Annotated in this window: 20 protein-coding genes; 11 read left to right on the forward strand and 9 right to left on the reverse strand. The window is 70.6% G+C overall.

All coding sequences use genetic code 11. From position 1 onward, the window contains the following. Window positions 1–182: 182 nt before the first annotated feature. The gene (locus tag ACWEF2_RS29110; protein ID WP_453819517.1) at window positions 183–437 is read left to right on the forward strand and encodes a BldC family transcriptional regulator; all 255 of its coding nucleotides are present in this window, start codon (window positions 183–185) and stop codon (window positions 435–437) included. Between the two features lie 681 nt (window positions 438–1,118). On the opposite strand, the gene ACWEF2_RS29115 is transcribed toward ACWEF2_RS29110, so the two are convergent. The 3 genes from ACWEF2_RS29115 to ACWEF2_RS29125 all read right to left on the reverse strand — a co-directional run bounded on the left by ACWEF2_RS29115 (window position 1,119) and on the right by ACWEF2_RS29125 (window position 2,601). Next, entirely contained in the window at window positions 1,119–1,553 is a 435-nt protein-coding gene (locus ACWEF2_RS29115; protein ID WP_453819518.1) for an NAD-binding protein, read from the reverse strand. Then, entirely contained in the window at window positions 1,550–1,978 is a 429-nt protein-coding gene (locus ACWEF2_RS29120) for an NAD(P)-dependent oxidoreductase (protein WP_453819519.1), read from the reverse strand. The genes ACWEF2_RS29115 and ACWEF2_RS29120 overlap by 4 nt, the downstream gene beginning before the upstream one ends. 209 nt (window positions 1,979–2,187) lie before the next feature. Continuing rightward, window positions 2,188–2,601: a DUF7144 family membrane protein gene (locus ACWEF2_RS29125; protein WP_453819520.1), complete on the reverse strand. Its 414-nt coding sequence runs from the start codon at window positions 2,599–2,601 to the stop codon at window positions 2,188–2,190. A 748-nt stretch (window positions 2,602–3,349) separates the two neighbouring features. On the opposite strand from ACWEF2_RS29125, the gene ACWEF2_RS29130 reads away from it, so the two are divergent. From ACWEF2_RS29130 to ACWEF2_RS29160, 7 genes are read left to right on the forward strand one after another with little or no spacing between them, the layout of a single operon-like run. After that, on the forward strand, window positions 3,350–4,663 hold the full coding sequence (locus ACWEF2_RS29130; protein WP_453819521.1) for a hypothetical protein: 1,314 nt from the start codon (window positions 3,350–3,352) through the stop codon (window positions 4,661–4,663). A 28-nt stretch (window positions 4,664–4,691) separates the two neighbouring features. Beyond that, a complete protein-coding gene (locus ACWEF2_RS29135) occupies window positions 4,692–6,380 on the forward strand; it encodes a hypothetical protein (protein WP_453819522.1) in 1,689 nt (562 codons plus the stop codon). Further along, complete coding sequence (locus ACWEF2_RS29140) at window positions 6,377–8,359, forward strand: hypothetical protein (RefSeq protein ID WP_453819523.1); 1,983 nt, start codon at window positions 6,377–6,379, stop codon at window positions 8,357–8,359. The genes ACWEF2_RS29135 and ACWEF2_RS29140 overlap by 4 nt, the downstream gene beginning before the upstream one ends. 41 nt (window positions 8,360–8,400) lie before the next feature. Beyond that, the gene (locus ACWEF2_RS29145; RefSeq protein WP_355597735.1) at window positions 8,401–9,393 is read left to right on the forward strand and encodes a MinD/ParA family ATP-binding protein; all 993 of its coding nucleotides are present in this window, start codon (window positions 8,401–8,403) and stop codon (window positions 9,391–9,393) included. Further along, entirely contained in the window at window positions 9,393–10,154 is a 762-nt protein-coding gene (locus ACWEF2_RS29150) for a hypothetical protein (RefSeq protein ID WP_453819524.1), read from the forward strand. The genes ACWEF2_RS29145 and ACWEF2_RS29150 overlap by 1 nt, the downstream gene beginning before the upstream one ends. 17 nt (window positions 10,155–10,171) lie before the next feature. Further along, window positions 10,172–11,698, forward strand: coding sequence for a hypothetical protein (locus tag ACWEF2_RS29155; RefSeq protein ID WP_453819525.1), 1,527 nt, complete (start codon window positions 10,172–10,174; stop codon window positions 11,696–11,698). Next, window positions 11,695–12,474: a glycoside hydrolase family 16 protein gene (locus ACWEF2_RS29160; protein WP_453819526.1), complete on the forward strand. Its 780-nt coding sequence runs from the start codon at window positions 11,695–11,697 to the stop codon at window positions 12,472–12,474. Before ACWEF2_RS29155 ends, ACWEF2_RS29160 begins: the two co-directional genes overlap by 4 nt. Before the next feature lie 139 nt (window positions 12,475–12,613). On the opposite strand, the gene ACWEF2_RS29165 is transcribed toward ACWEF2_RS29160, so the two are convergent. Then, complete coding sequence (locus tag ACWEF2_RS29165; protein ID WP_453819527.1) at window positions 12,614–13,204, reverse strand: NADPH-dependent FMN reductase; 591 nt, start codon at window positions 13,202–13,204, stop codon at window positions 12,614–12,616. 449 nt (window positions 13,205–13,653) lie between these two features. Here ACWEF2_RS29165 and ACWEF2_RS29170 point away from each other — a divergent pair, with 449 nt between their 5' ends. The 3 genes from ACWEF2_RS29170 (at window position 13,654) to ACWEF2_RS29180 (ending at window position 19,277) form a co-directional block, all read left to right on the forward strand. Next, window positions 13,654–15,066 carry an LCP family protein gene (locus ACWEF2_RS29170; RefSeq protein ID WP_453819528.1) on the forward strand — a complete coding sequence of 471 codons (1,413 nt, stop codon included), beginning with the start codon at window positions 13,654–13,656 and terminating at the stop codon, window positions 15,064–15,066. Between the two features lie 27 nt (window positions 15,067–15,093). Beyond that, entirely contained in the window at window positions 15,094–17,817 is a 2,724-nt protein-coding gene (locus tag ACWEF2_RS29175; protein WP_453819529.1) for a helix-turn-helix transcriptional regulator, read from the forward strand. Window positions 17,818–17,903: 86 nt separating this feature from the next. Then, entirely contained in the window at window positions 17,904–19,277 is a 1,374-nt protein-coding gene (locus ACWEF2_RS29180) for a sensor histidine kinase (protein ID WP_453819530.1), read from the forward strand. A 150-nt stretch (window positions 19,278–19,427) separates the two neighbouring features. Here ACWEF2_RS29180 and ACWEF2_RS29185 read toward each other — a convergent pair whose 3' ends face one another. From ACWEF2_RS29185 to ACWEF2_RS29205, 5 genes are all read right to left on the reverse strand, one after another. Continuing rightward, the gene (locus ACWEF2_RS29185; protein ID WP_453819531.1) at window positions 19,428–20,243 is read right to left on the reverse strand and encodes a L,D-transpeptidase family protein; all 816 of its coding nucleotides are present in this window, start codon (window positions 20,241–20,243) and stop codon (window positions 19,428–19,430) included. Window positions 20,244–20,461: 218 nt separating this feature from the next. Then, window positions 20,462–20,824, reverse strand: a complete 363-nt coding sequence (locus ACWEF2_RS29190) for an ArsR/SmtB family transcription factor (protein WP_453819532.1) — start codon at window positions 20,822–20,824, stop codon at window positions 20,462–20,464. Between the two features lie 329 nt (window positions 20,825–21,153). Continuing rightward, entirely contained in the window at window positions 21,154–21,456 is a 303-nt protein-coding gene (locus tag ACWEF2_RS29195; RefSeq protein ID WP_453819533.1) for a hypothetical protein, read from the reverse strand. A 7-nt stretch (window positions 21,457–21,463) separates the two neighbouring features. Beyond that, window positions 21,464–21,994, reverse strand: coding sequence for a hypothetical protein (locus tag ACWEF2_RS29200; protein WP_453819534.1), 531 nt, complete (start codon window positions 21,992–21,994; stop codon window positions 21,464–21,466). A 74-nt stretch (window positions 21,995–22,068) separates the two neighbouring features. Continuing rightward, window positions 22,069–23,973, reverse strand: a complete 1,905-nt coding sequence (locus ACWEF2_RS29205; protein WP_453819535.1) for a hypothetical protein — start codon at window positions 23,971–23,973, stop codon at window positions 22,069–22,071. Window positions 23,974–24,077: the final 104 nt, after the last annotated feature.

Here is a 24,077-nt window from a genome sequence, read left to right on the forward strand (position 1 = left end):
GGGGACCCGGGCCGCACACCCCTCGCGGCCCTCTCCTGGAGGGGGAAGAGGGCCGCCCGCACCGGCCGGACCGCACCCCGGGTCCGGCCGGTGCACCCCCGAACACCCGGCCGGCCACGCTCGCCGTACACACCGAACTCCCCGACCACGCTCGCCCCCCAACCCCTACCAGGAGATCCCCCATGCAAGGCATCAAGGTCATCGGTGGTGACGGCTCCGCCCTCATCACCCCTTTCCCCGTTCTCCCGCCCCGGTTCGAGGCGCTGCTCACCCCGACCGAGGTCGCGATCATGTTCCGCGTCGACCCCAAGACCGTCACCCGCTGGGCGAAGGCAGGAAGACTCACCAGCATCCGCACCCTCGGCGGACACCGCCGCTACCGCCAAGCAGAAGTCCTCGCACTCCTGGCGGACAGCACACAGAAACGCGACGAGTAGCGATGGGCCACCGCCCGAGACGCCCCTGTAACCCCGGACGGCTCGTGATGATCCGCTCCGCGAGCCGTCCGGGCACCACCCACCGTCGGGCTCACCCCACGGGCGGGGAGGACACCTTCAAAGCGCCCAGCCACTCCAGCAACACCGGTTCACCCCCACGGGCGTGGGGAGGACCAGACTCTGGTCGACCAGGTGTACGACGAGAGCGGTTCACCCCCACGGGCGTGGGGAGGACCCGCTGGAGGGTCTGGGAACGCAGGTGGACTCCGGTTCACCCCCACGGGCGTGGGGAGGACGCTTCCTGACCTGCTGTTTCACATTTTCACTTGAAGTTTCCGACAAGCGCGACACGATAGCCGAGCGCCCACATAGCAAGCCTACGACCCCATGAGATCAGCCTGACCTTGCCGAAGGCAGGCATAAATGCCTCTTTTATGCTCAAAATTAACGAAACACGACAACGTTAAAGGTGAAAAAGTTTCACGTTCATCGTTTAGCAGGAAATCACGGCGGCTGTCTCTACGGTGAGCTTCCGTCCGTGGGGTAAGCCGACGCTGTGCTCTCCTCAGGACTGCAGCGGCCCGTCCTCTCCATGCCCGTGGGGGTGAACTCCCGGCTTGCCGGTGCTGTTTAGTTGTAAGGAGGTTCTCCGCATGGCTGTGAGGGTTGGCCGGTTGCGGATTATCGGCGTTCGCGGATTAGTTCGATGATCGCGCCTATGTCGGCGTCGGCCCAGCCCTGATCGGCGGCCTCCTCATAGCGTTGTTCGACGAGGCGGGCGATCGGCAGGTCGAGGCCGAGGGAGGTCGCGAGGGCGACGGCGAGCCGTACGTCTTTGGCGCCGAGGCGGGTGGTGAACCAGCCTCGGTGGTCGCCGGCGATGAGGTCGTCGAGCCGGTTGTGCAGGGCGGGTGCGACGGTCGGCCACTGATGGAGGAAGTCCCTCAGCATCGACTCGTCGAGTCCGGCGGCCTGCCCGGTGGCCACCGCCTCGGCGACGACGGCGAGGCCGGCCATGAGGAGGTAGTTGTTCAGGAGCTTGTAGGTCAGCGCGCTCCCGGGGTCCTCTCCGCAGTACCGCTGGACCATGAACAGGTCTGGCCAGAGGGCGTTCACCTGCGGACGTGCTCCTGCTCGCCCCCGAGGAGTCCCGTGGCCTGTCCCGCGACCACGGATGACGGCCCTCCGACGATCGGGGCGGCCACGAACCGGTGGCCCGGCGCCATTTTTCGCAGTTCGCGGGAGGTGGCCGGGGAGACGGTGCTCATGTCGACGACGACCGGCGCGCCGTTGTCAGGGCCGAGCTCGGTCAGCCGTGCCATGACGTCACGGCTCGCCCGGTCGTCGGCGAGCGACATCAGCACACCCTCGGTGTCACGCGCGGCCTCGGCCGGGGAGTCCGCCTCGACGGCACCGGCCTGGATCAGCTCGGCCGCCTTCCCTGGCGTACGGTTCCATACCGTCACCGTGTGATCGCGCAGAAGCAGCCGCTGGGCCAGCGCCTTTCCCATCCTGCCCATCCCGAGCACCGCTATCCGCATACGTTTCCCCTTCCGATGTCTCGTGTCTCGCCGTACCGCGCTCACGCCGGGGTTGAGGTGGCCGGGAACGGTTCGGACCCGATGTGGGGGACGGGATTCGGTAGGGCCTGGCGCGAAGGGACGAGTCGCAGGTTCCGGGGAGGAAGGGGTCTGGCGGGGATGAGGGCGAGGCCGGATTCCGGGGGGTGCCTTGGCGGGGCGAGTGGGGGTTATGGGCGTAGGGTCTCTGCTTCGCGGCCGTGGACGATCAGGGCGTAGAGCACGAGCACGTCGATCGCGATGACGATCAGCGACCACCAGGGGTAGGCCGGGAAGAAGATCATCTGTTCGATGGCGTTCAGCGCGACGATGATGATCGCCGTGATGCGCGCCCATGTCTGCCCGATGGTGAGGGCCGCGCCGACGACGATCAGAAGGATGCCCAGGATCAGGTGGAGCCAGCCCCAGCCCGTCAGGTTGAACGCCACCACCTGGTTTCTGGTCTGGACGTAGAAGTCCCCGTTGAACAGGGCGAACAGCCCCACTATGAGGTTGAACACCCCCACCAGGATCATCATGATCGCGGCGAACCAGATCCAGCCGACCCAGCCGGTCACCTGCCTGTCTTGCCTGTCGTGCACCATGTCCGCCCCTCTCCTCCGTGAACCCAACAAAATGTCATCACACGTAGTGATAACCAGATCACCCTAGGCTTATGTCACATAAGGGGCTTTAATTACTCAAAATGCATCCATAGGGGATATATGTCATATGAGGATGCGGTGGGATCCCCAGTCCCGGTTTGACACACATAAGGGATCGCACCCCTCCCGGCGCCGGAACCACCGCCCCGACATCTCGGCGCCCCAGCACCCCGCCCCCGATACTCGGACACCCGCCCAGCGTGGCGGGGGCTCGGCCGAACGGACGCCCTCCGAATCGAGTCCGGGCGCCCGCACCACCCGGAAAGGTCGGATCTTCGCCCCCCGACCGGCCCCCGAGTGACGACCCGAATACGTGAAGACCATTCGTATCGGACCCCCGGAAGGACCCTCGGCAATCCGAACGTTGGAAACGTTTTCACGCCCTCCGCCCGCAGCGTACGGCCCCCTCCGGAACCGGTAATTCACGGCAAGGTGAACGGCGGACCTCGTCCAGCGAAAAGGCAGACCAACGGAAAACCCGATGGACCAGCCGAAACCATCAGATAGGCATGGATCTCCACAGAAGCCTCGATACAGGGCGTGGGCGACGCCGCAGGTCCCCGCCCTGGAGGTTTCGGACAGACCTTAATATCAATTAGGTATTATTTATAACCTAATAACCATAAGGGTCGATTACCAGACCCTTTTACCTTCCCAATAGATCAAGGTCAGTCTAATATTTGGACCTATGTCATGGCGTGCATCGGATTTCTCAGACGGACAGGCCGCCCGCTCCAGGCGGGGCGACGCTTCCGGCGAAGATGGATCCGATCACCTGTCCGACTGGTATCCCGAGCAGCTCCCCACATTCAACTGGCGGAAGGTCGTTCTGTTCGGGACGGTCCTGGTGCTCCTCTGCGGGGGAGGGATCTGGTTCGTCAAGGGAAACACCCCCGGGCAGCAGACCCTGGTCGCCGACCCGTCTCCGCAGACGCCGGGGACGGGCCTGGAGGCGGCGGTGCCGCCGTCGCCCTCGGCCACGGACCTCCCCACCTCGGTCGGCAGGCAGCCGATCCCCTCCACGCCGCCCCTGCGGAAGGGGTCCACGACCCCGGACCGCTCGGACGGCCCGAAGAAGCTCAAGCCGTCCGAGCGGCCCCGGCAGATCATCACGGACCAGACGCGTGACGCGAGCGCGTCCCAGCTCACCGTCGGTGAGGCGTACCGCATCCACGGCCGCTACCAGAGAGGGCTGTCGGCCGCCCAGGCCAGGCTCGACCAGGCCGCGATGGGGAGGCTGGAGGCCGAGTTGGCGGTGGAGATGACGCGGGCGAGCTTCAAGACCGCGCGGATGCGGGGCGAGTCCGTGGCGTCGGGCATCTGGCCGAACCCGCAGATCTGGGTGGCCCGGCACGTCGAGGGTGCCGCCGACTGGTTCGTGGCGGTCTCCCACGAGCCGGGGGTGGCCCGGATCGTCGACGTGATGAGTTCCACCCCCGCCGGTTGGCGGCTGGTGGCCTCCGGGGCCGACACGCGAGCCACCCCCGCGCGCTTCCCCAAGATCGCGACCGACGCCGACGGCTACGCCACGAGCCTCCCGGAGAACGCCTCCGGCCTGCTCGCCACCCCGCGTCAGATCGCCCGCGCCCACCTGGCGAGCCTGGAGAGCGCCAAACTCGACCGGAGGTTCGAGGACGGGCCGTGGACGAGTGAGAGCGTGCTGTTCTGGCAGCAGGAGCGCTCCCAGCTGGAGGAGGCCGGATGGATCCTCAGCCTGTCGTACGTCCCGCAGGGCCCGGTGCGGGCGTTGCGGACCGGGGACGGGGGCGCCCTGGTCTGGTACGGAACCCGCTCCACCGAGGCACGTCTGGCCGAGCGCGTGGGCGCGAAGGTCAGCCTGAAGGGATCGGCCGCAGTCCGCACCGCCAACAGGTCGTTCGCCCATTCGGTGAGCGCGACCTACGGGCGCATGTACGTGACCTATGTCCCCCCCGCCGGCTCCACCGAGCCCGTCCGCGTGCTGGGCGAGTGGAGCGATGTCTTGGAGAGCCACGGCGACTGACGTCCCCATCGGAAGAAGAGGAACATCCATGATGACACCCTCACGTAAGCCTTCACGCGCGACGGTGATCACTGCGAGCATCGCCATCGGCGTGTTCGGGGCCGGCGCTGGGCTGGGAACCGTCATCGCCTCTCGTTCCCAGCCCACCGAGCGGGAGGTCATGCGCCTGGCCGCGGGCACCTACCACCTGGACGACGGGGAGCAGGCGTGGCGGTCCCGGGGGGGAGGCGGCGGGAACGACCCCGTCCCGCTCTCGGGTTCGGACGAGGGCAGCACGATCACGAACAAGGGGTCAAAGGACACGAAGCTCTGCCTGACCGCGACCGCCGACGGGCACGCCGTCGCGGGCGGCGCCGGAGGCTGCGTCGCCCTTCCCGTCCTGGCGAGCGCCATCGCGCCCATGCAGCGGCCGGGCAACCCCAAGAGCACGGCGACCGCGACTCCCAAGAAGGAGTCCTCGCCGGCGAAGTCCTCGGCGCCGGAGCCCAACCGCACGAAGGCGGCGCAGCCCGCCCCGGACCCCGGGCGTACGGGGGCCGGGCAGGCCCCGGACCCCGGCCGTACGGCACCCGCGCAGCCACCGGCGACATACCGCCCGTCGCCCGCTCCCGCGCCGGTGCCGACGAAGAAGGTCAGCGGCAACATCTCGGAGAGCGGCAGCCTGATCGAGCGTCCGGCGGAGAAGCCGAAGCTGAACATCGGGCCCTCGTCCGGGCCGAAGGTCTCCGACGAACGCGGGGCCAAGCAGACGAACGATTCCAAGCCGGACCAGCCGTCGGGCACCCTCAAGCCCGCCCTGCCCTCGGGCACCGGTGAGCCCACCGTGCCGCAGGGCACCGGCAAGCCGACCCCGCCCGTCGGCACCCCGAAGCCCTCGGGCACTCACAAGCCGGCCCTGCCCCCCTCGGCGCCCACCGCGGCCCCCAAGCCCTCGGGTACCCTCAAGCCGGCCCTGCCCGCCAAGCCCGCGGACCCGGCCAGGCCCTCCCAGCAGGGGCAGGGGGATCCGCGTCCGGCCGCGCCGTCCGTGGGCGCGCGGCCTCCCGCCGCCCCCGACCGCGACGGGGGCAAGGCCCCCGACGGGACCGTGCTGCGGCCCGCCCAGCCGACCACCGAGGGCGGCATTCCCGAGGGTGCCGAGTCTCTGCCGATCTTCAAGGATCCCGAGCTGCTCCGGCGGGCCCAGGAGGCTCTGGGGCTGGACAAGAACATGCGGTACACGGACGAGAACGGGGTGTGGGACCTCAACATCGCCCCGCCGGGAACTCCGCCGTGCCGTGACTACTCCGCCGCGGAGCTCCGCGCGCTGAGCACGCCCCAGGGCGCGGTCATCCCCCGTGACTCGTGCCTCTGGCCGGCCTTCATCCGCTGGCTCTACGCGGAGCCGGAGGCCGGGCAGACCAGCAACTGGACCAAGTTCACCGGCCTGCCCGAGCGGAACCTGGAGCTCGTGGTGACAAACCCGTCTCCGGCCCAGCCCGGACAGTCCGACCAGCCGGGTCAGGTCGCCCCCGCCCAGCCCGTACAGCCCGCACAGCCCGGCCACCCCACCCAGTCCGGGCGGTTCGACAGTCCCGACCGCTCCAGCCGGTTCGACGGGTCGGGGCGGGTCGATCCGGCGCAGCCTCCCCGGCCTGACCAGCACGGCCCGGGTCAGTCCGTCCATCCCGGCCCCGGCCAGGTCGAGCCGGAATCGGACGGGTACACCGGCCCATGAGCACGCCTACCGGGGCCGGGCGTGTGGCGCCCGGCACCGGCCCGGGGGCGGCCTGGGTGAGCGAGCACGGCGCGCATCTGATGGACTACGCCGCCTCGCACCTCACCCCCGGCCAGGCGCTGTCGGCGGTCGTCTCCACGATGACCGCCTGTGGCGTCCGGCCGCCACCGGAGGGCGTCTCCGTCCGGGGGCGCCTGCTGGCCGTACTGCGGCGCGACTGTCTCGCCGCTCCCGGCTATCGGGAGCGGTATGTGCCGGACTCCGGCCCCGGCATGCCGGACGACGAGGTGATCGAGCGGGTCTGGACGATCGTCGATCCGCTGGGCACGGAGGCGCTCAGACTGGTGTATCGCCACGGGCTGCCCGTGGAGGATCTCCCCCATGTGCTGGGGGTGCCGCTGGAGGACGCGGGCAGGCTCGTGACCCGGACCCAGGACCTGATCGAGATCCTGGCCAGCGGGCTGGACTCGCTCGCCAACCGGCGCCGTACCTGCCCGGAGCTCGCCCCGCTGGCCGAGGCGGTCTTCCCCGACGAGGAGGGGCCCCTGCCCTCCACCGGGTACGGCGACGCGCGCGCGCAGCTGCTGTCCCACATGGTCAAGTGCCCCGTGTGCACGCGGCCGATCAACATCCGCTACACGGCCCCGCAGATGATCTCCAACCCCAGGCTCCGGCCGCTCACCGCCAAGATCAAGCGACGGCTCGTGGACGCGCTCTCCGGCGGCGTGGACCCGTCCGCGTCCAACGTCGGCACCCCGCTCGCCGCCCCCGTCGCGGTGGCCGATCCCCGTCCGGCCCCGGCGTCCGCCGCGCCTGCGGCACAGGCACGAACACAGGAACAGGAACAGGGAACGGCTCCGGCACGGGCACGGAGACCGGCGCCGGCTCCGGCTGAGACGCGGGCACAGGCGCGGGAACCGGCCCCCGCACCGAGGGAGAAGACCCGGCCGACCCGTCAGGACCGCTCCACGCTCCCCTACCAGCCCGTCCGACCGGCGTCCCCGAGCCGGCAGGACCACCAGGACCAGCAGGACCACCCGGTCCGTCAGGACCGTGTGGATCGCCGGGCCCATCCGGACGGCGGGGAGCGTCCGGGCGGGCGGGATCGCCGGGACCGCTCCAGGCTTCCGTACGGCCCCGCCCTCCAGGACCGGCCCACGCTGCCGTCCCTGCCCAGGCTGCCCGCCCAACCGGCCGGTCCGCCGTCCGCCTCGCCGCCCGTCCCGCCATCCGTTCCGCCGTCCGGCCCACCGTCCCCGGCGCAGGACACCCCGCTCTACGACGCCCTGCTCAGCCAGGCGTGGTCGCGTGAGACCCCGGTGCGCCCCGGCGACGCGGACTTCACCGTCCCGTCCATGCCGGCCGTACCGTCCGCGAGCGGTGGCCCCGCCAACCGGCGGGCAGCCGCGATGAGGGCCCACGCCGGGCCGGAAGGTGAGGAGGCGCAGGAGCGGTTCGGTCCCGGGGTCCGCGTCCTGGAGGCGCTCGCGTGGGTGGGAGACCGGATCCGGAGCACCACGATCAAGATTCTGATCATCGTGGTCGCCGGGGCCGCGGGCACCCTGACGGGGATGAACCTGCTGGCGCCCGCGATCGGGGTCAGGGAGCCGGTGAGCTCCCTGCGGTCCTCCGCCGCCCAGGAGAACGCGTCGGAGACCATGCCGGGTGAGGCCTCCGGCACCGGCGGCGGACTCGCCGGGCGGCTGCGGATCCCGCCGGTGGTGACGCTCGACGAGTTCGGCCAGGGAAGCATGCTCCTCACCGTGACGGGCCCCTCCCTGACATGGCGGATATCGGCCCCCGGCCTGACCGTGCACCCGGCCGGCGGCACATCGAACCAGGGACACACCGAGGTGATCACTCTGCGGGCCCACCGGATCCGCCACTGGTGCGGAACCCCCTCCCTCGTCACCACCCCACTGACCGTTCGCGGTCCCACCGACTCGATCAGCACGACGGTGCGCTGGCAGACCTGCTGACGGCGTCCCCGCAAAAAGTTCTCTGTGAAAGGACCTTGGCAATGACGGAGACGTCCCCCCGGATCCAGGCTTCACCGCCCCCGCAGGGCGAGCAGTTCCAGGAGACGGTCCCCCTCACCGCCGAGCATCTGCTCACCAACCGGCGGCCCGAGCCGACCGGCGGATGGCGCCGTCTCGTGTGGCAGCTCTCCGGCGGAAAGATCACCCCTGCGGAGTCCACGGCGGAGCTCGAACGCCGCACGCTGATAGCCCAGGCTCAGACCCCCGTGGCCAGCGGCCACCATCGGATCGCGGTGATGAGCCTCAAGGGCGGGGTCGGCAAGACCACGACGACCGTCGCCCTCGGCAACACCCTGGCCTCCCTGCGCGGGGACCGGGTGATCGCGATCGACGCCAACCCGGACCGGGGAACCCTCGGCCTCAAGGTCAAGTCGGAGACCGCCGCGACCATCCGCACCCTGCTCGCCGAGGCACCCCACATCGTCCGCTACGCCGACGCCCGCGCCTTCACCTCCCAGTCCCCGGCCCGGCTGGAGGTGCTCGCCTCCGACACCGACCCGGCCGTGAGCGAGGCGTTCAACGCCGAGGACTACCGGACGGTCGCCGGGCTCATCGAGCGCTACTACTCGATCTGCATCACCGACTGCGGAACCGGGCTCCTGCACGGGGCCATGGGCGCGACGCTGGAACTGGCCGATCAGATCGTGCTGGTGAGCCTGGTCGCGGTGGACGGGGCCAGCTCGGCCGCCGCGACCCTGGACTGGCTGACCGCCCACGGCCACTCGGACCTGGTGAAGAACGCCATCGTCGTGCTGAACGCCGTGGAGCCGAAGTCGGATGTGGACGTCGAGCTGCTGGAACGCCACTTCGGCTCCCGCTGCCGGGCCGTGATCCGGGTGCCCTACGACCCTCATCTCAAGGAGGGCGCCGAGGTGGACCTGGTCCGGCTCCGGCCCACCACCCGAGGCGCCTACCTGCGCCTGGCCGCGGCGGCCGGTCAGGCGTTCGCGCCGCGGCCGGAGCGGAGCCGTTAGTGCGATCGTCGATCGGCGAGGACTCCTCGCTGGACTGGGATCTGGGGTCGCCGTCACGCACCAACCGGCGAATGATCCTCGTGGTCGTCTCGATCGTGGGCACGATACTGCTGGTGATCGGCGGATGGCGCCTGCTGGGGTCCGGACCCGACGCCTCGACGGCCTCCACCTCGGAGGCCGTCGAGGGGACGGTCATGCTCGCCCCGCCCTCCGGCTACGAGGGCGAGGCCGGTTACCCCATCGGGTTTCCCCGCACCGAGCTGGGAGCGGCCTCGGCCGCGGCGGCGGCGCTGGAGGCCGCGTGGACGCTGGACGTCCGCCAGGCCGAGCACGCGGCGACGCTGTACGCCCCGCCGGAGCAGCGGGCCGCGGCCCGCGCGGGCGCGCGGTCGGCGGTCGCCGGCTGGCGCGAGACCCTCGGGCTCCCCAAGGGCGGAGCGCTTCCCGAAGGGGCGGCCATGCGGACCAGGACGATCGGGATCCAGTGGCATCCCCGGGCCAGGGATCTGGTCCAGGTCTCCGTTCTGGTCCAGGTGACCGCGACCAAGGGTGTTCAGGACACCGACCCCACCTACTCCAGTCCGTACGCCATGAGCCTGCTCATGAGCTGGAACCCCGACATGCGCGGCTCGGGCCGCGGAGACTGGGTCAACATCCCCGATCCCGTCTCCGCGGCCGTACCCGAGGTCGCGCTGCCCGGCACCCCCGAGTTCACCGCCGCGGGCTGGAAGCCTCTCTCCGGCCCGGACCCCGCCCCCTAGATCGAGGAAAAGCATTCATGCCCCCACGCAGCCAGTCCCGGCGCGTCACCCTGGTCTCCGGACTTCTCCTGGCCGCGGTGTCCGCGACGACCAGCGCGATCATCGCCCAGCCCTGGGTGGCCCTGGCGGATCCGGGGTCCAGCACCTCGGCGCCGTCGGTCACCTCTCCCGCCTCCTCCGAGCAGCCCACTCCCCCCGAGTCGGAGCAGACGTCCCCGACCGTGGAGAGCCCCGCGGACCTTTCTCTCCCCGTCACGCAGGAGAGCGCGTCGGCCGAGCCCGACCTTTCCACCGGCGACTCCGGTGGCTCCGGTAGTTCCGGTGGCTCCGACGGCGGTTCCGGCAGTGAGCCCGCTCCGGACAAGGAGCCTCCGGCGGCCGAGAAGAAGGCCCCCGCACCTCCGAAACATCCGACCTCGGCCTCCCCTCAGACCTCGGCTCCCAAGTACCAGCACGGCAAGACCATCCAGTCACGCCCGAAGCCCAAGTCCGCTCCGGTCGCGCCGCAGAACAAGTCCGCTCCGGTCGCACCACAGCACAAGTCCGCTCCGGCACAGCCGAAGAGCATGCCCACCGGGGAGCCGGCGGAGAACAAGACGTTCAAGGTCACCGCCGAGAAGTCCGACCCCGAGCCGCTCACGACGCCCCTCCCCGGAGGCGACGAGACGCCGACCCCCGCACCGGCCAAGAGCGACCCCCCGGCCCCCACGGCGACGCCCAGCCCCACCGCGACCGCAGCCCCGAGCCCCACCGCCACCGCGAGCCCCACCGCGACCGCGACCGCCAAACCCGAGCCTCCGAAGGCGACCCCGCCGAAGGAGACTCCGAAGCCGGCTCCGCCGAAGAAGACCCCGAAGCCGAAGCCCTCGGCGACACCGACCGTCAAACCCACGACCTCGCGACCGGCCACGCCCAAGCCGGCCCCGCCCAAGGAGACGCCTCCGAAGGAGACGCCTCCGGCGCCCAAGCCGACGGCCGCCCCGACCACCCCGGCCCCCGCTCCCACCCCCACGGCGACGGCCACCGCCACGGAGCCGGACACCACCAAGCCGACCCCGCCGAAGGAGACGAAGGGGCCCAAGGAGACGCCGTCGGCCCCCAAGCCGACGACGGGCCCGGCGACCGACGCCCCGACCGCCCAACCCACCGCCCCCGCCGTTCCCACCCAGAATCCGGCCGACGGGCAGGGGACCCACCCGACCACCGCGCCGTTCCCGCCGTCTCCGGCCCCCCGGCCCGTCGTCCCGCTGCCGCCGCTGAGGCGTTCCCCCGTCACGGACTCCTGTGGCGCGGAGCAGGCCGCGTCGTGCTGGAGTCTCGCGCCCTGGCGTAGCCGTACCGCCGACGTGACCGCGGCGCCGCTGACCGTCAAGCAGCAGGTGGCCCCGGCGACGCCCCGCTGGGCCTTCGCTCCGCCGGTCGCCCCCGTCACGCGCACGGCCCCGGCACCGAGCGCGTCCACCACGTGGTCACCGGCCGTGGCCGGCTGCTGGAGTTTCAGTCCCTCCGCGCTCTGCGCCAGACCCGGGGAGCAAAGATCATGATCTCTCGATCCCATGTGCGACTGGCCGTCCTCAGCATGGTCTCCGCGCTGGCGGTGAGCGGCCTCACCGCCGCTCAGGGCGAGGCGGCCCCCGCCTCGGCCTGCCCCTCTCCGGCCGGAGGGCCCAGTGCCGCCGGGACCCTCGGCTGGGGGACGCCGACCTGGTGCGCGGAGTTCGACGACTATCTCGACCAGTCCGACTGGGTGGTCTACGACTCGCCGGGACACGCCGGCAACGGCCGCCGCTCCTCCGGGCAGCTCTATCTGGGCAACGGGGCGCTCTATCTGCACGGCAAGGCCGACGGCACCACCGCCGGACTGGCCAGCCGCCGCAGCCAGACCTACGGCCGCTGGGAGACCCGCATCCGGCTCTATCGGGGTGCCGGGTCGTATCACCCCGTCGCCCTGCTCTGGCCGCAGGAGGGCGGGGGAGGCGTGCGGAGCGCCACCGATGAGGAGGTCGACTTCCTGGAGGTCATCAACGACCCCGACAGGCAGCGGCCCAACTTCTTCCTGCACACCCCTCAGGGCCAGGAGCAGTCGCACGCCAACGTGGACATGACCGCCTGGCACACCTACGCCGTGGAGAACACCTCCGGCGGGATCGTCGGATACCTCGACGGGCGCGAGTGGTTCCGCTCGTCCAACGCCACCCACACCCCGATGTCGGCGTGCCTGCAGCTGGACTGGTTCCCCGGCCAGGGCGACTCGGGAGAGGCGTGGATGGAGGTGGACTGGCTCCGCATCTACTCTCTGGACTCCGGCCGCGCCGGATAGACCCACCCCGTCACCGGAGCACGGACGGAACGACACCGGAGCGGCACCGGAGCGGGCGAAAGAGGAGGGCGCGGGATCTGAGATCCCGCGCCCTCCTTCCCGCTCGGACCCGTTTCCCGCTCGGACCCGGCAGGTGTTCTCAGCGCGTGTACGGCCGGGCGGCGCGCCCCTCGCGCAGGGTGATCCCCCACCAGATGAGCTGGTCGAGCATGAGCTTGGCCGCGCCGTTGACAGCGTCCGGGTCGACCGGCTCCCCCGTCTCGTCGAACCGCTCGGCGACCAGGTGGAAGCCGACCGTGTCCCGCAGGGAGACCACGTGCAGCTCGGCGAAGACGAGGCGGAGTTGTTCCACGGCGCGCAGGCCGCCTGAGCGCCCGCCGTAGGAGACGAACGCCGCGGGTTTGGCCGCCCACTCGTGGCGGACCGCGTCGACGGCGAGTTTGAGGTCCGCGGGGTAGCCGTGATTGTGCTCCGGGGTGATCACTACGAAGCCGTCGGCGGCGCCGATCCTGGCGGCGAGCCCACGGGCCTCGACGCCGACACCGGTGCCGCCGTCGGTGCCGACGCCGGATCGCGCGGAGGGGATCGGGGGCAGCGGGGTACGGCCCAGGTCCATCACGTCCAGCCTCAGGTCGGCCCGCCGCCGGGCCTGGCCGAGGAACCACCGGCTCACCATCGCCCCCGAACCCCCCTCCCGGGCGCCGGCGATGATCACTACGATGTCGAGCACCACGGTCTCCCCTGGTCGAAGGGTCTCGACACCACCGTGCATCCTCAACCGCGGTTGAGGTCAACCGGCCCCGTCTCCACCGGTTCCGCCTCCACCGGAACGGGACGCCGCCCCCATCATGGACGGTCAGCCGGACCGGCCGATACGGCCCCGCGCGACCAGCCACACCCCCGCGCCGTCGAATATCCCCCGCACGGCCGGGATGTCTCCGGAATTTCCATCGCGGATCATCCGGCGAACGGTGACAGGGACAGATCTTCTCGGAAGGACTTCCCCTCGGAGACCGATTCCGCCGGAATCCCTACCTCGACATCACATTCATTCATCTCACGTGGATTGATTACCGTTCTTTATCCCGCTCTTACGGAGGATCAGTACACTCGGCGACGGCCGGGAAACGGCTCCTCCGCCATGGGCGCACGCCCTGGCCCATTCTCTCCAGGAGTCACGTGAGTAGCGGGTTGATCGACGCGCCCACAGAACCGGCGGGCCGGCCCGCGCCCCGGCGGCGGCGCACGTGGCTGTGGTGGCTGACCTCCGTGGTCACCGCGGTCGCGGTCGTGGTGGTCGCGACGGTGGTCGGCGCCTACGTCAAGCTGACCGGCAACGTCAAGCACATCGACGTCCCCGTGGAGGACCTGGGCCCCCGGCCGGTGAAGGTCGCGACCAAGGCCGTGAACGTCCTGGTCGTCGGCTCGGACCAGCGTGGTGGCAAGAACGCCAAGTACGGCAGGTTCCCCGGCGAGCGGACCGACACGATCATGCTGGCGCACATCTCGCCGAAGCGGGACAACGCGATGGTCATCAGCTTCCCCCGCGACTCGATGGTCCAGCTTCCCGAGTGCCGGGCCAAGCAGGGACTGGCCGGTCAGCGGGCGCACCTGGGCATGATCAACGAGTCGTTCAACTCCGGCGGGATCACCTGCACCTGGCGGACCGTCGAGTCGCTCACCGGCATCCACATCGACCACTTCGTAAAGGTCGACTTCACCGGCTTCAAGGGCATGGTCGACGCGGTCGACGGAGTCGAGGTCTGCGTGCCCGAGCCGATCCACGACAAGAAGGCACTGCTCGACCTGCCCGCGGGCCGCCAGACGCTCAAGGGCGAGCAGGCCCTGGGGTACGTCCGGGCGCGCTACAGCCTGGGCGACGGCTCCGACATCGGGCGCATCCAGCGACAGCAGATGTTCATCGCCTCCATGGTCAAGAAGGTGATGAGCGGCGAGACGCTCACCGACCCGGCCAGGCTCTTCGGTTTCCTCGACGCGGCCACCAGGTCGGTCACCACCGACCCCGATCTCACCCCGGTCGTGATGAAGGACCTGGCGACCAGCGCCCAGGGCCTCGCCGCCGGGCAGATCCACTTCATCACCACCCCCTGGCGGTACTCGGTCACCTATCCCGGCCGGGTGGAGTGGGTGGCGCCGCAGAGCAGAGAACTGTTCCAGATCGTCGCCCGGGACAAGACGGTCGCCGGCTCCGGGGTCAAGGGCGGGCAGTCCAAGGTGTCCCGATCCAAGATCCAGGTTGAGGTGCGCAACGGGACCGGCCGCGCCGGCCTGGCCTCGGTGGTGGCCGTCCAGCTGGAGGAGCGGGGCTACCACATCGCCAAGATCGGCGACGCGCCGCGCAGGCCGTACCCGAAGACCACGATCACGTACTCGCCGAACGGCGCGGCGGCGGCGCCCACCCTCACCCGTGACCTGCTCGCGTCCACCGGCAGGCTCGTCCGGCGGGCGGCCACGCCCAGGCTGATCCTGACCATCGGCGACGACTGGAGGGGCCTCAAACCGCCCAGGCAGAACGACCTCGACAGCCTGAAGGGTTTCGACGCCACCCACGACTCCTGCGCAGCCGCCTGATCATCCCTTTTGAGTAGGGTTCGAGGCATGTTGTACGGGCGGGCCACCGAGCAAGGTGTGATCAACCGGCTGCTGTCGGAGGCCCAGGCGGGCAGGAGCGGCGCCCTGCTCATACGCGGCGAACCAGGCATCGGCAAGACCGCGCTGCTGGACCACGCGGCCGGCGCGGGGAACCTGCGGGTGCTCCGCGGCACCGGGGTGGAGTCGGAGGCCGAACTGCCGTTCGCCGGGCTGCACCTGCTGCTCCGGCCGGTTCTCGACCGGGTGAGAGCCCTGCCCGAGCCGCAGGAGCGGGCGCTGCGGGCCGCCTTCGGCCTGGCCTCCGTACAGGCCGGGGACCGGCTGCTGGTCGGCCTGGCCGTGCTCTCCCTGCTGTCGGAGCTGACCGAGGACGGCCCGCTGCTGGTCCTGGTGGACGACGCGCACTGGCTGGACCGGGCCTCGACCGAGGCGCTGCTGTTCGCGGCGCGGCGGCTGGACGCCGAGGGGGTCGCGCTGATCATCGCCGCGCGGGAGCCCTTCACCGCGCAGGGGGTGGCGGAGCTGCCGGTGAAGGGGCTCGACGCCACGGCGTCCGCGGCGTTGCTGGGCGACGGCATCAGCCCGGTCGTCCGCTACCGGGTGCTGGCCGAGGCGCAGGGCAACCCGCTGGCACTGATCGAGCTGCCCGCGGCGGCCCCGGCCGACGGCACCGCGCTGCCGCTCACCAGCCGGGTCCAGGACGCCTTCCTCGGGCAGGTCAGGCAGCTGCCCGAGGCGACCCAGGGGCTGCTGGCGGTGGCCTCGGCCGAGGACACCGGTGACCTGGACGTCGTGCTGCGGGCGGCGGCCGGGTTCGGGGACTTCTTGGAGGACCTGCACCCGGCGGAGAGCGCCGGGCTGGTCCAGGTCGAGGCGGGGATCATGACCTTCCGGCATCCCCTGGTCCGGGCCGCCGTCTACCAGGGGACCCCGCCCAGCCTGCGCCTGGCCGTACACCGGGCGCTGGCCGCCGCGCTCGACGGCCCCGACGACGCCGACCGGCGCGCCTGGCACCTGGCCATGGCCGCGACCGGCCCCGACGAGGAGGTGGCCGCCGAGCTGGAGCGCACCGCCGTACGGGCGAGTGACCGCAGCGGTTACGCCGCGGCGGCCACCGCCTACGAGCGGGCGGCCCGGCTCAGCGCGCGGCCCGAGACCCAGGCGCGGCGGCTCACGCTGGCCGCGGAGACGGCGGCGTGGGCCGGCGAGCTGGACCGGGCCGGGGCGCTCGCCGAACAGGGGGTCCGGCGGCTGGCCGCGCTCGCGGAGGCCGCCTCCACGGCACCGGCCGCGCCCGCGCTCACCGGAGGACTCCCGGAAAGGGAGGGATCTCGCGCCGGGGACCACGCGGAGCAGGCCGGGGACCCGACCCTTCGGGCACGGCTCATCCACGTCCGCGCGACGGCCGACTTCCTGCGGGGGGCGCCGCACACCGCGCACGAGGCGCTGCTGCGCGGCGCCGAGGTGGCGGAGGGGACTCGGGCGGCGCGCATGCTGCTCCAGGCGCTGCACACCGCGTGGTACATCGGCGCTCCCGAACTCGACCGCACCGTGGCCAGGATCGGCGCGCTGCCGCTGCCCGAGGGGGACCCGCTGGCACCGGTCGTCGGGTTCATCACGACGGCCCTGTCGCGGAGCGCGGCGCTGCCGTCGCTGGCCGAGGTGGTCGCCGAGGCCCGGCGGGCGGGTGCGGACAGCCCGCGTGACCTGGTCCAGCTCTGCGGGACAGGGCTGACGATCGGGCAGGACGCGGAGGTCGGCGAGGCCGCCGGATCGCTGGTGGCCGAGGCCCGGGCGCTGGGCAACATCGGGGTGCTGCCGACGCTGCTGTTCTTCCTGGCCGAGACCGAGATGTTTCACGGGCGGCACCGTGACGCGCTGACCACCGCGTCCGAGGGGCTGCGCATCGCGCGAGACACCGGGCAGGCGCAGTGGGCCGGGCAGCTGGGCAGCTTCCTGGCCTACCTCGCCGCGCTGGAGGGCGACGACGAGCGCTGCCGGAGGCACGTGACCGAGGCCCTGGGGGAGGGTACGGCGAACACCGGGTGGACGACGTGGGCGCTGGGCGCCCTCGACCTCGGGTGCGGCAGGGTGGAGGCGGCGCTGTCCCGGCTGGAGCCCTCGGCGGGCGGATACCAGGTGTCCCAGACGCGGTGCGTGCCCGATCTGGTGGAGGCGGCGGTACGGCTCGGCGTCCCCGAACGCGCGGCCGGGGCGTTCTCGCGCTACCGGGAGTGGGCCCGCTACACGCGCCGACCGTGGGCCGAGGCCCTGGTGCTGCGCTGCCGGGCCCTGCTTGAGGATTCGGAGGAGCACTTCACCGCGGCGCTGCGGCTGGACGGGCGGCCCTTCGAGCGGGCCAGGACCGAACTGCTCTACGGGGAGCGGCTCCGCCGTACCCGGAGGAAGGCCGACGCCCGCGTCCACCTGCGGGCCGCGCTGGAGACCTTCGAACAGCTGGAGGCCACGCCGTGGGCCCGCCGGGCGCGGGTGGAGCTGAGCGCCACCGGGTCGGCCGCGCCCACCGCCTCCGCGCCGGGGGTGCTGGCCCGGCTCACCCCGCAGGAGTTGCAGATCGTACGGCTGGCCGCCCGGGGACTGTCCAACCGGGATATCGCGGCCCAGCTCTTCCTGAGCCCGCGCACGGTCGGATACCACCTCTACAAGGCATATCCCAAGCTTGGTGTCGCCTCACGTGGTGAGCTGGCGACGATTACCCTTTTCAGCTAAACAGCCATAAGAGCTTATATCCCCTTTACTTAATGATGAACATCTAACACCTTAAATGGGCTAAAAGAGCTTTTTAAGGGGGAAGCGTGGCCGTACTGCTGGGCCCTCGCTCGATCCGGGCTCGGGCGACACTCACCACGGTCATGATCTTCGCGGTGGTACTGGGAATCGGCGCGCTCACCACGTCGCTGAGCCTGCGGGCCAGGACGCTGAACCAGGCCGTCGACTCCGTGGCCTCCGCGGCCCGTCACACGAGCGACCTCGTCGAAAAAGGACAGGTGGGCAGGAGTCTCACCTCCACGAAGCAGGTCGCCGACCTCCAGGTGGTCGACGCCAACGGCCGGGTCATCGCGGCCAGCCCCGCGGTCCGGGGACAGCCCCCGCTCACCGGCGCCCGGCCCTCCGACGGTGACACCCGGGTGGACAAGGTCTCCTGTTCGTCGTCGCCCAAGGGCGAACGGCTCTGCTCGATCATCGTGGGCCTCCAGCGGAGCAACTCCCCCTACGGAAACGTCATGATCTACGCGGCGGCGCCCGCGCCGGCGGTGCTCACCGGCCACGCCCTGGAGATCGTGCTGGCCGGTCTCGCCCTGGTGCTCCTCACACTGCTCGGCTGGGGCACCTGGTGGGCGGTCGGCCGGACCCTGGAGCCGGTGGAGCGGATCCGCAGGGAGATGTCCGAGATCACCGCGTTCGACCTCAGCCGCCGGATGCCCGTTCCCGGCAACGAGAACGAGATAGCGGAGCTCACCGAGAGCATCAACGCGACGCTCGAACGGCTGGAACGGGCCGTCGAGAACCAGCGCCGTTTCGCCTCCGACGCCTCGCACGAACTGCGCACCCCGCTGACCGGCCTGCGCACCAAGCTCGAACTCGCCCTCGCCGACCCCGAGATCGACGACCCGGCCACGACGATGCGGTCCGCGCTGCACGACGCCGAGCGGCTCCAGGCCATCGTGAACGACCTGCTGCTGCTCGCCCGCCTGGACGCCGGGGTGCAGGACGAACCGGAGACGATCCGCCTCGCCGAACTGGTCACCGACGAGATACGGCGGCGGCCGTCCCGGCACAAGACGGTCACTCACCTCGACCCCGGCGTGGTGGTCAAGGGCAACAGGCTCCAACTCTCCCGGCTACTGGTCAACCTGCTCGCCAACGCCGAGCGGCACGCGGTGAAGGAGGTGGAGATCCGCGTCGGCAGGGAGGGGGACGACGCCGTCATGGAGGTCATCGACGACGGGCTCGGCATCCCGCCCGAGGATCACGAGAGGGTCTTCGAACGGTTCATGCGCCTGGACTCCGCGCGCAGCCGCGACGCGGGCGGGAGCGGGCTGGGCCTGCCCATCGCCAGGGACATCGCCTCCGCCCACCGGGGCACCCTGCACGTCACCAACGGCGCGGACGGCCGGGGCGCCCGGCTGACCCTCCGGCTGCCGATCTCCACCGACGCCCCCGTGTAGACCCCGTCCGGGCCCGGTGAACCCGTACGGAGCCCGAACCGCGGGCCCGAGAGCCGCAGTCCCGGATCGCGAGCCCCAACCACGACCCCGACCCCGACCCCGAACACGAGCCCGAGCCCGAGCCCGAGCCGCAGGGCCGAGCCCACGGGTTCACCTCCCGTGCCGGATGTTCACCGGGTCACCCACCCTGACCAGGCGGAAGAGCCGCTCGGCGAGATGCGCCGGGACCCGGACACATCCCGAGACCGGTCCCGCCACCGGCACCGGACCGGCCGCCGGAGCCGGACCGGTCATCGGGGTGGAGCGGGCCGAGGGGAGCGGCCGAGCCGTGGGGGCGAGCCGCACCGCGTCTCCGGCCAGGCCGATGGTGGTCTCGCCCCCCGTCATACCGCCGACGACACCGCCCTGCAGGAGACTGCCGGCGCCGAGGCCGAGAGCGGCCCACGGGTCGCTCCTGAAGGAGAACGTCTCGTACGTCGTCACCAGAGGATTGGCCGTCGGGCGCCGGGCGCGCTTGACGACTCGGAAATCCCCCGCCGGGGTGGTCGTCACGGAGGTGTGGCCGTACTGGCAGAAGGCGGTCCCGGCGCCTGTGGCGACGTGGGAGACCAGCATCGGGCGGTAGCCGCGGTAGACGGTGAGAAGCCTGCTCCGCAGGTCGATCTCCACTCGCCTGGCCTGGCCCTCTGGCACAAGCGGCGGCGGGACGCGCGGGTGGGCGAGCGCCCGCCAGGTGTCCGGCCCGACCTCGTCCTGGGGCACGAACCCCTGAGACTTCTGGAAGGCCCAGACGGCGACCTGGGTCTCGGCGCCGTAGTAGCCGTTCACCAGGCCCGGTGAGAACTTCAGCTTCTGAAGCCGCCGCTGCAGCCGCTCCACCACCTTCGTGTAGTCACCGGGATGCAGAGTTCGATCACCGGTCGGCATCGGGGCCGTGAACCCCAGCACGCCAAGGGACACAACCACCGTTCCCGCCAAATACTTGATCACATGGCGATAAGTACCCCAGCGACTCGGGGTGGCCATGGCGCGGATCGCAAAGAGGGGCACAAGGAATCGCCCCGCCGGAAACGGCCCGGCCCCATCGCCTCGCCGTCAGCACACGCAGGCAGCCATCGGGGCCTCGCCGCGACCTCCCCCCACGCCTTCGGAACGGCGCCGTCCGGTCACCCGTCGCTCACCGCTCAGCCGTGGCGGAGGTGCTCACGGCTGAGGTCGAGGAGCATCCGGACATGACCGTCGGCGAGGCGATAATAGATCATCCGCCCCGCCCGGCGGCTGGCCACGATGCCCGCGGTGCGGAGCAGCCGGAGCGCGTGCGACACGGCGGTGTCGCTGACGTCCACCGTCTCGGTGAGGTCGTAGACGCAGAGCTCACCGGCTTCGAGCAGCGCGTACAGAAGCTGGGCCCGGGTCGGGTCTCCCAGCAGCCGGAACAGTTCGGCGAGCTGGGTGGCCTCCTCCACGGTGACAAGCCGGTCCTGTGCCACCCCGGCCCCGCCCGGCTCCACGGTGGTGCTTGCGTCCGGGACGGTGACGACATCCATGGGCGAACTCCTGAACAGGTGCTCAAATGATAATCACTATCGTACCAATTCCCCGATGGGAATGGATTATGCGAATCGAGCCTCAGATTCGTCGTGATTCGCCGCAACCTACTCCGGGTCCATCGCGATCCGCCGGGGTTCGGCGAGATCCACCCCGACCCCCGTGTCACCACCGGGGACCCGCCGCGAGCCGGAGTCCGTGACGCGCCTCCCGGCGCCGGGCACGAGCACGGCGCCGACCGGCCGACGGCGGCGACCACGGGCGGGGTCGGTCTTGAGCGAGGCCCGGCCTTGAGCGGGGTCGGCCGAGGTCGCGGGGCACGGCCCCCTCAGGGCAGGCCGTACCTGCGCTTGATCGTCCTGGCCTCCTCCTCGGTCACCTGACGCGGCGTGCGGGCCAGCGTCTGGCGCAGGTCGGCCAGGATCTTGTCCGCCGAGTTTCGGACACGCGTGCGATGGTGGACAAGCTGCGCGCCGAAGTGTCCGGCGGCCGGCCCCGTCCACACCTTGCCGGCGTGAAAGTCCCGACACGGGGCCTCGATGCCCCTCTCGATCTCCTGGACCAGCGGCTCCACCGTCCGCAGGGCATCCCCCAACGCCTCGTAGAGCGGGTTGGGCACCAGCTCGGCCATGACCCGATCAGACCTTCCTCGGGGACGCGGTCGTCGTGGTCTTCGGGGAGGGAGTCGCCGAAGGAGCACTGGCATCGGTGATCAGCGTCGGCGCGATCAACTTCATCAACGCCACGACATCGGCGGCGTTGTCACGCCCTTTGACACCCATCTCCAGCTGAATATTGATCTCCGAATAGCCGCGCACAAGCATTGAATATGCATCGTTTTTCTCACCGCCCGCAGCCTTGAAGTAATATCCGATGGCCCCGGGGACGATTTCCGGCAACGGCGAGGCACCGTCTTTCAGCTGTTCCTCAATTTCCCCCGAATATCCTCCCGGCGTGAGGCTTACCTGCAACACCTTCAGTCGATCGCCGTCTCGTTGGTAAACTGCGCACTCTCCATCGCCGATACCTTCGGAAATCGTGAGATCGAAGTAGCCGCGAACCAGCGGGTCGCGCACCCCCGTCATCAGCTCCACCGCCTTCAGTGGAATGTATCTGCAGATGTACGGCGGGGCGGCCACAGCGGGGAGCGGGCTGCGGTCGATTTTCACGTCGCCACCCTGACAAGCGGACGAGAAGGCCAGCGCGCACGTCAGCGCCACCATAAGTGTGAAAGTTTTTCTCATCATGACCCGTATTGGGTGAAAGCGGTGGAGAAGCTCAGATCCAGGCGGTCCTCAACGTCCAGCCAGGGTTTTCCTGACAGCCCCAGATAGAGCCACCGCTGGTATGCCTCGACCCGCCGATACTTGTCGGTGCTGTTGGTGGCCGCTCCATCGATCATCTCGTCCATGGTCATAAGCGTCCGGCCGTCGTCCTTGAGGAAGTTGTTGGGGTTGTCACGGGGGTCGTCGCCCTTTTTCAGACCTTCCAACGAGGCCCAGGGATGGGTCGTGGCTGCGGGCTCGGCCGAGCCGAACACACCGCGCCTGAGCATGGCCTGAGCGGTGAGATCGTGCACGAGGGCCCGAGTCTGATCGACGGCGGCGTTGGCGTCGTCGCGGGCTTCGCTCTCGGCATTCCCTTTGACCGCGTCCTCGACCAGGCCCGTCCACGCCCCCAGGACACCGGTCGCGATCGGCCAGCTTCCCGCCTGCGGAATGGCGAGTCCGGTGTTGACCACCGCCATGAGCACCTTCATGTTCCGCTGCTGCGCCTCGTCCAGCTCCTTACCTTCCTCAATCTTGGCAAGCCCGGCCGCATCGGTGATCATTCCGAAACCCGCTCCGGCCTGTTTCGCATTGGCCATAAGTGTGCGGTTACCCTGCCCAGCGGCCATTTCCGAAGCGCCGTGATCGAGAAGCCAACCGGTGAACGCCGTCTGGGCGGCCAAGACGGGGGCGAACGCCTTGGAGTCCGCGAACGCCTCCTTCAGCACCCGACGCAACTCTTCCTTGTTGAACTGCGCCCCCCAGGGGTCCTGTCCAGGCACAGTAGGGGTGTCGGCATCCCGGACCCCGGGCGCGGCGGTGTCACGGCCCTTCTGAGCTGTGTGGTCGATGTCGCTGATGTAGCCGGCGAGGACGCGGCCGACGGTGGCGGGTTTCAGAAACGGCTCGAAGGAATCGCCCGCCTTGATCCGCCCGGCTGCCAGATGCACGAACTCCGAGGCCAGTTTGGCCGAGAGATATCCGCGCGACGGGTTCTGCGGCGAGCCGTTGTGATCACGGAAGGTGAGCATCGCGGCCTCCAGCGCCTTGCCCAGCGCCTCACCGCCGTCGCTCATGTTCCACTCGGTCAGGAAGTGCTTCAGCGCGGCGGGATCGCCCGCGAAGAAGTCCTGAGCCGCCTTGGGGTCACGGCTGAGCGCCTCCATGAGCGGGATCATGACGTTCGAGTTCGTGCCGGGGGGATACGGTGTGCGGTCCCACGTGTCGACCTTCTTGGCGACCGCCAGCAGGAAGGCGGTGTCGAAGGTGCCGTGCTTGAGGGCCAGCGAGATCGCGTGATACTCCCGCTCCTCCCAGCCGAGGGTGAGCCCGGACGTGAGCCCGTCGCGCCAGGCGTCGCTCAGCCGCGAGCTCGCCGTACCCAGTGTCTTGCCGAGGGCGACCTGCAGCCGCCTCACCTTCTTGTCCTCACGCCCCACGGTCTTCGCCATCAGATCGCGGAACCCCGTCGCGCCCATCGCGTTCATCAGCGCGATGGCGAAGGTCTCGTTCCCCGTCCGCTTCTCCAGCTCCGCCAGGGTCTTCCCGTCGACCTCGCCCTTCTCGGCGCCCTCGGTCAGCTTGACGATCGCGGCGTAGACGTCGGGGTCGTGGGCGGCCTTGCCGTACAGCGCCTCGTCGAAGGCGGTCAGTCCGCCGGGGAGGCCGGCGGAGGTCCCCCACTCGGTGCGTTCGGCGCGGATCGTCTCACTGCGGCGCCGCAGGTCGGGGCGGCTGGTCCCGATCCAGCTCCGCGCCTCGCGCAGAACGCTCAGTCCCGAGGCGTCCAGGTCGAGGTGTTGCAGGGTGCGGCGGATCCGTGGCTCGTTCCGGCCGAGCGTGTCCTCCGCCCGGCCAAGTCCTCGCTCGAAGTCGTCCATCGACGCGGGATCGATCCCCGAGTACTCGCCGCCCACTCCCCGGGGCGGGGACGAGAGCAACTGAGGGCCGGCCAAAAGCCCATTGGAGGAAAGTTCAGCGGTGG

The sequence above is a fragment of the Streptosporangium sp. NPDC004631 genome, assembly GCF_053601935.1.